General features: G+C 60.0%; 10 protein-coding genes and 1 pseudogene. 6 read left to right on the top strand and 5 right to left on the bottom strand.

What is annotated here, in order from left to right:
• From BGI27_RS12670 to BGI27_RS12655, 4 genes and pseudogenes are all read left to right on the top strand, one after another.
• Positions 1-837: pseudogene (locus BGI27_RS12670) on the top strand (IS3 family transposase); the annotation flags it as partial.
• A gap of 37 nt (positions 838-874) precedes the next feature.
• Positions 875-1111 (top strand): zinc ribbon domain-containing protein, encoded by a 237-nt coding sequence (locus BGI27_RS12665; RefSeq protein ID WP_170943034.1) that lies wholly within the window; start codon positions 875-877, stop codon positions 1109-1111.
• A gap of 157 nt (positions 1112-1268) precedes the next feature.
• Positions 1269-1700, top strand: coding sequence for a hypothetical protein (locus tag BGI27_RS12660; protein WP_141239761.1), 432 nt, complete (start codon positions 1269-1271; stop codon positions 1698-1700).
• A 181-nt stretch (positions 1701-1881) separates the two neighbouring features.
• On the top strand, positions 1882-2313 hold the full coding sequence (locus tag BGI27_RS12655) for a hypothetical protein (protein WP_095525224.1): 432 nt from the start codon (positions 1882-1884) through the stop codon (positions 2311-2313).
• 143 nt (positions 2314-2456) lie between these two features.
• Here BGI27_RS12655 and dnaJ read toward each other — a convergent pair whose 3' ends face one another.
• The 3 genes from dnaJ to grpE form a co-directional block, all read right to left on the bottom strand.
• On the bottom strand, positions 2457-3590 hold the full coding sequence (gene dnaJ, locus BGI27_RS12650) for a molecular chaperone DnaJ (protein ID WP_095525223.1): 1134 nt from the start codon (positions 3588-3590) through the stop codon (positions 2457-2459).
• 89 nt (positions 3591-3679) lie between these two features.
• On the bottom strand, positions 3680-5599 hold the full coding sequence (gene dnaK, locus BGI27_RS12645; RefSeq protein WP_095525222.1) for a molecular chaperone DnaK: 1920 nt from the start codon (positions 5597-5599) through the stop codon (positions 3680-3682).
• A gap of 99 nt (positions 5600-5698) precedes the next feature.
• Positions 5699-6265 (bottom strand): nucleotide exchange factor GrpE, encoded by a 567-nt coding sequence (gene grpE / locus BGI27_RS12640; protein WP_095525221.1) that lies wholly within the window; start codon positions 6263-6265, stop codon positions 5699-5701.
• Positions 6266-6415: 150 nt separating this feature from the next.
• Between grpE and BGI27_RS12635 the strand changes: the two genes are divergently transcribed.
• Positions 6416-7780 (top strand): serine/threonine-protein kinase, encoded by a 1365-nt coding sequence (locus BGI27_RS12635; protein WP_095525220.1) that lies wholly within the window; start codon positions 6416-6418, stop codon positions 7778-7780.
• 155 nt (positions 7781-7935) lie between these two features.
• Here BGI27_RS12635 and BGI27_RS12630 read toward each other — a convergent pair whose 3' ends face one another.
• Complete coding sequence (locus BGI27_RS12630) at positions 7936-8919, bottom strand: FG-GAP repeat domain-containing protein (RefSeq protein ID WP_095525219.1); 984 nt, start codon at positions 8917-8919, stop codon at positions 7936-7938.
• A gap of 165 nt (positions 8920-9084) precedes the next feature.
• Here BGI27_RS12630 and BGI27_RS12625 point away from each other — a divergent pair, with 165 nt between their 5' ends.
• Positions 9085-9942 carry an SPFH domain-containing protein gene (locus BGI27_RS12625; RefSeq protein WP_095525218.1) on the top strand — a complete coding sequence of 286 codons (858 nt, stop codon included), beginning with the start codon at positions 9085-9087 and terminating at the stop codon, positions 9940-9942.
• A gap of 62 nt (positions 9943-10004) precedes the next feature.
• Here the strand turns inward: BGI27_RS12625 and BGI27_RS12620 are convergent, their stop codons facing one another.
• Positions 10005-11579, bottom strand: coding sequence for a peptide chain release factor 3 (locus BGI27_RS12620; RefSeq protein ID WP_095525217.1), 1575 nt, complete (start codon positions 11577-11579; stop codon positions 10005-10007).
• Positions 11580-11674 lie beyond the last annotated feature (95 nt).

Here is an 11674-nt window from a genome sequence, read left to right as displayed (position 1 = left end):
TCCGACGCATGTGCAAGGTCATGCGGGTCCATCCGAGTGGGTACTACGCCTGGCACAAGCCCAGCCGCTGTCTGCACCTGCCCTGGAAGATCAGCGCATTGAAGGCCTGATCAAGCAGTGCTGGCTGGAAAGTGGTGCCGTGTATGGTTACCGTAAGATCACGCATGACCTGCGCGATCTGGGCGAATCCTGCGGCAAGCATCGTGTTGCTCGGCTGATGCGCCAGATCGGCCTCAAGTCCCTGACGGGCTATGGGCGTCGGCCGGGCCGCTACGGGGGGGCTGTCCTGCCAACGTGTCACCGAACCATCTTCAGCGCGAGTTCGACGTGAGCGAACCGAACAAGGTCTGGGTGACTGACATTACGTACATCCGCACGCATGAGGGCTGGCTGTTTTTGGCGGCAGTCCTGGATCTGTTCTCGCGACAGGTCGTGGGCTGGTCGATGAGTGCTCAGATGACGGCAGACCTCGCACTGAACGCCTTGCTGATGGCCGTCTGGCACCGCAAGCCGACGCAGGAGGTCATGGTTCATTCGGATCAGGGCAGCCAGTTCAGCAGCGACGATTGGCAGTCGTTCCTGCGCGCCAACAAGCTCAAGGGCAGCATGAGTCGCCGAGGAAACTGCCACGACAACGCAGTCGCAGAAAGTTTCTTCCAGCTGCTCAAGCGCGAGCGGATCAAACGCAAAATCTATCCAACACGCGAGGATGCCCGCCGTGACGTGTTCGATTACATCGAGATGTTCTACAACCCGAAACGGCGACACAGCCACGCAAATGGCATGTCTCCGATAGACTATGAAAAACAGTATTTCATGAAGCTCGGGGCTGTCTAGGAAACCCGGGGCGATTCAGCTTGCGATGATGCCGGCCATGGTCGCGGTGTTGACCTGGCTGGAGTTTTCCGCCGGGATCGATCTGGACGAGACAGCGTTGGAGGCTCAGCGTCGAATGGATGATGTGCGTCGTGCGGCTGAGCGTCTGCGTGCCGGTGAAGGCGAGCAGATGCAGGCCGCGCCGACGGCCACCAAACAACTGTGCCCTGCGTGTGGCGTGGAAATCAGCGACGAGGATCAGTTCTGCGCGGCCTGTGGTACCAGCCTGCGTTGATATGGACGAAGACGGGGAACAGGGCGACGGAACCATGCTGTGCGCGCAATGCAATTGTGAACTTCGTCCTGGTGCTGCTTTCTGCGTGAAATGTGGTGCCGCGGTATCGATTTCCGTGGAGCAAGAGGCGCCTGCCACGCGCCTGCCTGGATTCTCCATGGCTGTCGATGTGGAAATCGCCCATGCTGCCGGCACTTCACCGAAGCGCAGGCCTCGGGCCGTCGTGTTTGCTGGCGTGGCGGCGCTTGGTGTGTTCGTGATGGTGGTGGTCTGGCATCTCATCAGCGGCGGGGATCAGGCGCTCGAGGCTGGGCCGCAGCTGGCTGAGCCGGATGTCGCGCGGGCGGTAGACGAGGCCGTGCCTTCGAGGCCTTCCGTTCCTGATGGCGACGCATTGTTGCATTCGCTCCCCCAGACTGGCGGCGCAGAACCTCTGCTGTTGGAGGAGCATGCAGCTTCGTCTGCCGCGTCTGCCAGCTTGCCGATCGGGCCTGCTCACTCGGCAGGCTCGGCGCCAGCTCAAGGGGCGGAGGATGAAGCCTATCTGCGCCAGATCCGCCAGCAGTTCGATCGGCAGAAGAGCTGGTAGGAGCTCCTGCCCCAAGGAGAAGCATATGCGTCATCTGTCTCATCTGCTGTTTGCGGCGTTTCTTTTGGCTGCTTGTTCGGGATTGAAGCCAGGGTTCTCCGGATCTGCGACAGGGCCTCGGAACGACTGCTCGCCAGAATCCGTGGCCAAGGAGTGCCAGAGTGAAACATTACAGGCCTGGATGGCGACGCGTGATACCGATGTGGTCGATGCCCGAGCCTTCGATGCACGCATTGCGCGCAGCAAAATTCCGGTCCAGTCGGACATCGTCAAGACTGCCGTGCGCAACGAAAAGGGGCGCCTGGTGGTGCTGGAAATCTGGAAAGGCAGCTTCATGGGGTTGCCACCCGAGCAACTGACGCGTCCTGGATCGGCGCTGGGCGTGGTTGTCGAGGAGGCAGCCGGATTTGCGGCGGCTCGTTCTGAACCAATGCATCTGATCGTGTCAGTACCAGCGCGTGACAAGGCGCGGCTGACGCAGTGGCTCAACACCGGATTGCGGCGTGGCGGCAACAAGGTGGAGGTTCGCTGGCTGACCTTGAAGCAGGGAGATCTGCCGTTCCTGCGTATCGAACCACTTAATCCCAAGGAGTATTCTTTCGGACGGCCCTGACACGCCCAAGGCTCTGCTTCCTGCGTTTTCCACTGGCACGGCAGCTCTTTCCCCCGAAGGCCTCTTTCGTTTTGAGGCAGGCAACAAAAAGGCCCGCGGATCGCGGGCCTTTGCATTGAAATCGTGCGGGAAGGCTTCGGTTGTCAGGTGTTGAAGAAATCCCGCACCTTGTCCATCCAGGATTTCGCACGCGGATTGTGCGCATCGCCGCCATCCTTGCAGCAGGCGTCGAAGTCGCGCAGCAGCTCTTTCTGGCGATCCGTGAGGCGTACCGGCGTTTCAACCACCACATGACAATGCAGATCACCGTGATAGCCGCTGCGCACATTCTTGATGCCTTTGCCGCGCAGGCGGAAGATCTTGCCTGACTGCGTTTCGGCCGGGATCTTCAATACCGCGGCACCATCCAGTGTCGGGATCTCGATTTCCCCTCCCAGTGCGGCTGTCACGAAACTGATCGGCATTTCACAATGCAGATCATCGCCTTCACGTTCGAATACCGGATGCTGCTTGATGTGGATCTCGACAAAGAGATCGCCGGACGGGCCACCATTCACACCGGGTTCGCCAAAGCCGGCGTGACGCAGACGCATGCCGGTGTCGATACCCGCCGGAATCTTCACTTCCAGTGTCTTCTGCTTCTTCACGCGACCGGCACCATGACAATCGCCGCACGGGTCGGTGATGATGCGGCCTGAACCATGGCACTTCGGGCAGGTCTGCTGGATCGAGAAGAAGCCTTGCTGGATGCGTACCTGGCCGGCACCACCGCAGGTGGGGCAGGTCTTGGGTTGGGTACCGGGCTTGGCGCCCGAGCCGTGGCAGCTACCGCATTCTTCCTGCACCGGAATGCGGATGGTTTTTTCGACGCCGCGTGCAGCTTCTTCCAGCGAAATTTCGAGGTTGTAGCGCAGGTCACCACCCCGATAGACACGCGAACCGCCACCGCCACCACGGCCACCGCCGAAGATTTCATCGAAGATGCCGCCAAAGGCATCGCCAAAATCGCCAAAGCCCTGTGCGCCCCCGCCACCGCCACCGCCTGCCGAGGGATCCACGCCAGCATGTCCGTAGCGGTCATAGGCGCCTCGTTTCTGGCTGTCGGAAAGGATCTCGTAGGCTTCCTTGGCCTCCTTGAATTTGTCTTCCGCGCTTTTGTCATCCGGGTTGCGGTCCGGATGGAACTTTATGGCCAGCTTGCGATAGGCCTTCTTGATGTCATCGTCCGAAGCGTCGCGATTGACGCCAAGGATCTCGTAGTAATCTCGTTTTGCCATGACTCTTCCTCAAGGCAAGAGCGCAAAGAGCGCGCCTGAACTACCGGGGCTCTTTGCGCTCCTTGGCGCCTTTGCGGTTGAAGGGGGAATTACTTCTTGTCCTTGACTTCAGTGAATTCCGCATCCACCACATTGTCGTCCGCCGCTTGGGCTTCGGCCTGAGCACCCGGTGCTCCACTCTCGGCCTGCTGTTGGGCATACATGGCTTCACCAAGCTTCTGGCTTGCTACGGCAAGCGCCTGTGCCTTGGCTTCGATATCGGCCTTGTCGGATCCCTTGATCGCTTCCTCGGCATCCTTCAGGGCGGCTTCGATCTTTTCCTTCTCGTCGGCAGAAACCTTGTCACCATGTTCGGTGAGCGCCTTGCGGGTGGTGTGAATCAACGCGTCGCATTGGTTGCGGGCATCGATCAGCTCATGCTGGCGCTTGTCTTCTTCGGCATGCGCAGCCGCGTCGTTCACCATCTTCTGGATTTCGTCTTCCGACAGACCGGAGTTGGCCTTGATGGTGATCTTGTTTTCCTTGCCGGTAGCCTTGTCTGCCGCCTTTACGTGCAGGATGCCGTTGGCGTCGATGTCGAAGGTGACCTCGATCTGCGGCACACCGCGCGGTGCGGGCGGGATGCCTTCAAGATTGAATTCACCCAGCAGCTTGTTGCCAGCGGCCATTTCGCGTTCGCCCTGGTAGACCTTGATGGTCACGGCGGGCTGATTGTCGTCGGCCGTCGAGAACACTTGCGAATGCTTGGTCGGGATCGTGGTGTTGCGCTTGATTATGGCGGTCATCACGCCGCCCAGGGTCTCGATGCCCAGCGACAAGGGGCTGACGTCGAGCAGCAACACGTCCTTCACGTCACCCTGCAACACGCCACCCTGGATGGCTGCGCCCACGGCGACTGCCTCGTCAGGGTTCACGTCCTTGCGGGCGTCCTTGCCGAAGAATTCGCGCACCTTCTCCTGTACTTTGGGCATGCGGGTCTGGCCGCCGACGAGGATCACGTCGTCGATGTCGGAGACGGAGAGACCGGCATCCTTGAGTGCCTTGCGGCAGGGCTCGATGGTGTTGTTGACCAGCTCCTCGACCAGCGACTCGAACTTGGCGCGCGTGATCTTCAGGGTCAAGTGCGCAGGGGCGCCATTGGCCATGGTGATGTAGGGCTCGTTGATCTCGGTCTGCTGGCTCGACGACAGCTCGATCTTGGCGCGTTCAGCCGCGGCCTTGATGCGCTGCAGGGCGATGGCGTCCTTGGACAGGTCAATACCGTTCTGGGTCTTGAACTCGCTGACGATGAAGTCGATCAGGCGTTGATCGAAGTCTTCGCCGCCCAGGAAGGTGTCGCCATTGGTGGCGAGCACTTCGAATTGCTTGTCGCCGTCGACGTCAGCGATCTCGATGACAGAGATGTCGAAGGTGCCACCACCGAGGTCGAACACGGCGATCTTCTGATCCTTCTTGCCGGCCTTGTCCAGGCCAAAGGCCAGGGCTGCGGCGGTCGGTTCGTTGATGATGCGCTTCACATCCAGACCAGCGATGCGACCGGCATCCTTGGTGGCTTGACGCTGGCTGTCATTGAAGTAGGCCGGTACCGTGATGACGGCCTCAGTGACTTCTTCACCCAGGTAATCTTCCGCGGTCTTTTTCATCTTGCGCAGCACTTCGGCGGAGATCTGCGGCGGTGCCATCTTCTTGCCGCGCACTTCCACCCAGGCGTCACCGTTGTCAGCCTTGACGATGGTGTAGGGCATCAGGTTGATGTCCTTCTGCACTTCCTTTTCTTCGAAACGGCGACCGATCAGGCGTTTGACTGCGTAGAGCGTGTTCCTGGCATTGGTCACGGCTTGTCGCTTGGCGGGGGCGCCGACGAGGACTTCGCCTTCTTCCATGTAGGCGACGATGGAGGGCGTCGTGCGCGCACCTTCCGAATTTTCGATGACCTTGGGCGTGCCGCCTTCCATGATGGCGACGCAGCTGTTGGTGGTGCCAAGGTCGATACCGATGATCTTTGCCATGTTCAATTACTCCTGAATTTCGTCCGATGAAGCGTCGCTGGACGCTTGTTGTTCATTCCTGACCAGAAACTGGGGATTGCCGTGGGGTTTTCAAGGCTTTCAGGCTGACTGGGCGACAGCAACCAGTGCCGGGCGCAACACGCGACCCTCAAGCAGATAACCTTTCTGGAATACCTGCACCACAGTGTTCGCCGGCTGATCCGAAGGGATGGCGGAAATGGCCTGGTGCTTGTGCGGATCGAACTTCTCGCCGACCGGATTGATTTCCTCGATGCCGCTCTTTTCGAAAGCCTTGGCAAGGTTCTTCAGTGTGAGATCCGCGCCTTCGCGAATGGATTCGATGCTGGGCGCTTCCACTGCCAGAGTCTGTTCCAGGCTGTCCTTGACCATCAGAAGCTCGCTGGCGAACTTCTCGATGGCGAACTTGGCCGCCTTGGCGATATCTTCCTGGGCACGGCGACGCACGTTCTCGGCCTCGGCCTTGGCCCTCAGCCAGGCGTCGTGATGCTCGGTGGCCAGCAGTTCGGCTTGGCGCAGCTGTTCCTCAAGGCCGGGCAGGGTGTCCGGCCCGGTCTGCGCGCCCTGGTCATCATTGGCGGCGACTTCTGCGGCGGAAGCCTTCTGATCGAAGTTTTCGGGGGCGGCCTTGTCCTGTTCCTGACTCATGTGAAGCGTTCTCCTGAAAGATCTACCTGCGGGAATTTGGGGCGAAGGTCGCCATTTCAAGAGCGCCTGTGCTTTTTTTCTCGATTCGCTCCGGACTTTCGTTAAGATTGCTCACCGGCCTTCGTATGGGCGTACAGCTGACACTGCACCATGGCAAGCCTTCCCGAGCGAATCGGCAAGTACAAGATTGTCCGCGAGATAGGACGCGGGGCCACGGCTATCGTGTACCTCGCCGAGAATCCCTACTACCCCGAACCCGTGGCCTTGAAGTACATCTCCTTCCGGGAGAAGGGTAAGGACGAGGCCAAGTGGAACCGGCGCATGCTCAAGCTGCTACGCGCCGAAAGCTCGGTGGCCGGCAAGCTCGATCACCCCAATATCATCAAGATCTACGATACGGTGATTGAGGAGGAAGAGGCCTACATCGTGATGGAGTATTTCCCGGGCACCTCGCTCGAGGAATACTGCAGCTTCGAGAAAATCCTGCCGGTCCCCCGCACCACCAGCATCATCTTCAAATGCTGCATGGCGCTGGATTACGCCTATCGCCAGGGGATCGTGCATCGCGATATCAAGCCCGCCAACATCCTGGTGGACGCCGAAGACAACGTGAAGATCACGGATTTCGGCCTGGCGATGAACGTCAACAAGAAGAGCGACCGCGATTCGACCTTCATCATGGGGGTGGGCTCGCCGGCTTACATGTCGCCCGAGCAAATCAAGAACTATCCGCTGAACCAGAAAACCGATCTGTATTCGCTGGGCGTGGTGCTGTTCTACATGCTCACCGGGCGCCTGCCGTTTCGGGCCAAGAATCCGGGGCAGCTTGTCTATAAGATCATCAACACCGATCCGCCCTCGGCCAATACCCTGAATCCCGATGTGCCCGAGCCGATGGATGTGGTGATCCGCAAGGCGCTGGAGAAAGATCTCTATTCGCGCTACCGCAACGGTGCGGAATTCGCCAAGGATCTCTCCGGCATCCAGTTCAAGATCTACGACGAAAATGAACGTGTGCCCGACAGCTCTCGCTTCGCACAAATCCGCAGGCTGCCCTTCTTCACCGAATTCGAGGATGTCGAGATCTGGGAAGTGGTGCGTTTTTCCACCTGGCGCTTCGTCGAGCCGATGACCCAGATCATGCGTGAAGGCAATACCGACCAGCGCTTCGGCATCCTGCTCGAAGGCGAGGTGGAGCTTTCAATCCAGGATCGCGTGGTTGACGTGATCAAGCCTGGTGAGGCGTTCGGTGAGTCGGCCTATCTCGACAAGCAGGAGCACAAGCAGATGGCCACCATCGTTTCGCGCACCGAGGCGCGTTATCTGGAAATCACGCCGGCTGCGCTGGCGCTGGCTTCGGAAGAGTGCGCCGAGCATTTCCAGGCACGCCTGACGACTTCCATGGTGCAGCGCTTCTCCCTTGCCTGTCAGCGTCTTGCGGAACGAGGCGAGAAGGCCACGCGTGCGGTCAACGTGACCGTGGCCAGCATGGAGCTGCAGCTGGTCGACGACTGATACGGTTTTGCCCTCAGACGTTATGTTTGAGGGCGAAACCGTGTGGGCTGCAGCCTCTAGACCTGACACCGCTCACTCAGGTCTCGATTCTTTTGCGATGCCATCATTCCGGCGAACGCCGGAATGATGGCATCGCTTCAAAGACGGTATTGTCCCTAGACCGCCAGATCGATCTGCTGGATGCTGCGGACCTCGCCGTCCTCGGTCAGGAATACGCCACTGCTGCGCACGACGCCCAGGGTTTCGCCGTTTTCTCGCAGGCTGAAGGGTGTGTTCGCGTGCATCAGCGCGATGGCTCCTACGCCTGCCTCGGCCAGCGTCTGCGAGGATTCGTCGGGTCGCCACAGACGCAATTGCGAATACACGCTGTCAGCTTCATCGATCCAGCCGTTTCCGTCCTCGTCGAATGCCGCCAGCTCGCTGAACCCATTGCCGCTTTGTGGGCCGAAGAGTTCGCGGCCATCATCGATCTGACCGTTACCGTTGCGATCCAGTGCCAGATAGGCACTGCCGGCCTCGAGTTGTGCCAGCTGATCGGGGCGGCCATCCAAATTCAGGTCGAAGCTGTAGCTGCCGGCACGCAGGCGTACCTGATCGGTGGCGAGATTGAGCACCAGCGGGTCGGTCAACTTCGTATTGCCCATGCGGATGGAGGTATTGGATTCCTGGTACTCGTAGCGCTGCATCACCATGTCCAGAGAGAAATCGATCTGCCGGCCATCGGCTGTCGTCACGCTGCCGCGTGCGGAGTAGGCTGTGGATTCGAACTGCTCTTCGATACGGCTGGTATCGATGCGGATCTCCCAGGGCGTTGCTGCTTCGGTGGGCTGTGCTGGAACCTCGGCGGTGGCCAGGCTGTCCTGCGGGATGTTGTTGTTGAACAGCGAAAGCTTGCGTCCGGTGAGGGCTTCAACGATGGCAACGAGCATCCGCAAGCGAGGATCCAGTGCTTCGCCGGCCGTTGGCAACCTCGGGTCCGCCTGCGAGATGGCCACGGCTTCGGTCGAAAGCTCCGGCGTACTGTCCTGCTCCTCGGATGGCGGGGAGCCAACGCTGATGCTGATTTGCTCGCGGGTTTCGCTACGCTGCCAGGCAAGCGACTGGCTCTCCATCTGGAGTGTGCTGTCGGTGATCTTCATGCGTTTCTCCTGCAGCTCTGTGGTGGCCGCTAGTGCTGTGCTTACCGGCCGCTCGTGGCTGCTCTTGAATTCCTGATGGGGGGACGCCCCCTTCAAGGGCAGACGGCTTTTGGCTGTCTGCCTTGCTGCTGCTAGCATGCGGGCTTCGTTCACTTGCCTGGAGAAATGACCATGGAGAGTCTGATTGTCGTCGTCGCCCTATTGGTATTCGTACTTGTCACCATCGCCAAGGGCATCCGTATCGTGCCGCAGGGCGACGAATGGGTGGTCGAGCGCCTGGGCAAATACCACGTCACGCTGAAGCCTGGTCTAAGCGTGCTGATTCCGTATCTGGACCGCGTGGCCTACAAGGTCACCACCAAGGACATCATTCTCGATGTCCAGGAGCAGGAAGTGATCACGCGCGACAACGCAGTGATCCTCACCAACGCGATCGCCTTCATCAAGGTGACCGATCCGATCCGCGCCGTCTATGGCATCACCAACTTTGCCGAGGCGATCCGCAACCTGGTGATGACCACGCTGCGCTCCATTGTCGGCGAGATGGAGCTGGATGAAGCTCTTTCATCCCGTGACCGCATCAAGGCGCGGCTGCGCGAGAGCATCTCCGACGAGGCCCTGGATTGGGGGATCAGCATCAAGACCGTGGAGATCCAGGACATCAAGCCCTCAGAGTCCATGCAACGTGCAATGGAAATGCAGGCCGCAGCCGAGCGCGAGCGCAAGGCGCAGGTGACGCGTGCCGAAGGCAGCAAGCAGGCGGCGATCCTGGAGGCCGAAGCACGCCTGGAATCCGCCAAGCGCGATGCCAATGCGCAAGTCGCGCTGGCAACCTCTTCGGCTGAGGCCATTCGCCGGGTAGCTGAAGCGATCGGCGAGCAGAGCGCGCCCGCGATGTTCATTCTGGGCGAGAAGTACATCAAGGCCATGGAAGCCCTGTCGGCATCGGACAACTCCAAGATGGTGGTGCTGCCGGCCGATATTCAGGAGGTTGTGAAGCGCTTCATCGCCACGCGCGGGTGAAATGCCAAAAGCCGGGCTACTCCTTATCCGGAGCAGCCCGGCCTTGCCGACCATACCAGCGCTCAGTAGATTTCGCGCGTTTCCAGGAACTGTACGTTGGGGTGGCGTTCCTGCGCCATCTGCAGGTTGACGCGGTTGGGCGCGAGATACACGTAATCGCCCGAGCCATCCAGCGCCATGTTTGCCGGCGCTTTGTCCAGCAGTGCCTTGATGTCGTCATCCTTACCGCGCAACCAGCGCGCGGTCGCCCAGGTACAGGATTCGAATACGCATTCCACGCCGTATTCGCTGGCCAGGCGGTGGGCCACCACGTCAAACTGCAGCACCCCCACGGCGCCTAGAATCAGGTCGTTGGAGGCCAATGGCTTGAAGAGCTGGGTGGCACCTTCTTCGGCGAGCTGCTGAAGGCCCTTCTGCAACTGTTTCATCTTCAGCGGATTACGGATCTGCGCGCGTCTGAATAGCTCGGGGGCAAACGATGGAATACCGGTGAACTTCAGATCCTCACCTTCGGTAAAGGTATCGCCGAGACGGATCGTGCCGTGGTTCGGGATCCCGATGATGTCGCCGGGGAATGCTTCGTCGGTAGTGTTGCGATCCTGCGCCATGAAGGTGATGGCGTTGTTGACGGCGAGTTGCTTGGCCTGCGAAACCTGTTTGATCTTCATGCCACGTTCGAAGCGGCCGGAGCATACGCGCAGGAACGCGATGCGGTCACGGTGCTTGGGATCCATGTTGGCCTGGATCTTGAAGACGAAGCCCGAGAACTTCGTTTCGTCCGGCGCCACGGCACGGCTTTCCGCAGGGCGGATCAGCGGGGCAGGGGCGTAGTCGACCAGTGCATCGAGTACCGACTGCACTCCGAAGTTGTTCACCCCGGAGCCGAAGAACACCGGCGTCTGTTTGCCGTCGAGATATTTCTGCTTGTCAAAGGCGTGCGAGGCTCCGCGCACGAGCTCGACCTCCATGCGCAACTCCTCGGCTTGCTCACCGATGAGTTCGTCCAGGCACGGATTGCTCAGCCCTTCGATGATTTCCGACGTACCTTTCTCGGCGTGCGGGTCGAAGAAGGAAATCGTGTCGTTGTAGAGGTGATACACGCCGCGGAAGCGCTTGCCCATGCCGATCGGCCAGATCATCGGGGCGCACTCCATCTCCAGCGTGGATTCGATTTCGTCGAGCAGGTTGATCGGCTCCTTGCCTTCGCGGTCGAGCTTGTTGATGAAGGTGAGGATGGGGGTATCGCGCATGCGGCACACGTGCAGCAACTGGATCGTGCGCGACTCCACGCCGTTGACCGAGTCGATCACCATCACCGCGGAATCCACGGCAGTGAGCGTGCGGTAGGTGTCTTCAGAGAAGTCCTCGTGTCCCGGCGTGTCCAGCAGGTTGACGATGGCGTCGCGGTACGGGAACTGCATCACCGACGAAGTGACGGAGATGCCCCGCTGCTTTTCCAACTCCATCCAGTCGGACGTAGCGTGTCGGGCGGCCTTGCGCGCGCGGACTTCACCAGCAACCTGGATCGCGCCGCCGAACCACAGCAGCTTTTCGGTCAGAGTCGTCTTACCCGCGTCAGGGTGAGAAATGATGGCAAAGGTGCGTCGGCGGGCGATTTCGTGCGGCAGAGTGCTCATGGGTTCCACTTTCAGGCAAGCGGCGAATTATACAAACAACCCGCCCGCAAGCCGACCCGATCCTTCAGCCGGTTAGAATCGGCGCTCCCCTTCAT

The organism is Candidatus Dactylopiibacterium carminicum, from assembly GCF_014736495.1.
Classification (GTDB): domain Bacteria; phylum Pseudomonadota; class Gammaproteobacteria; order Burkholderiales; family Rhodocyclaceae; genus Uliginosibacterium; species Uliginosibacterium carminicum.
This window is presented reverse-complemented; position numbering and strand designations above follow the sequence as displayed.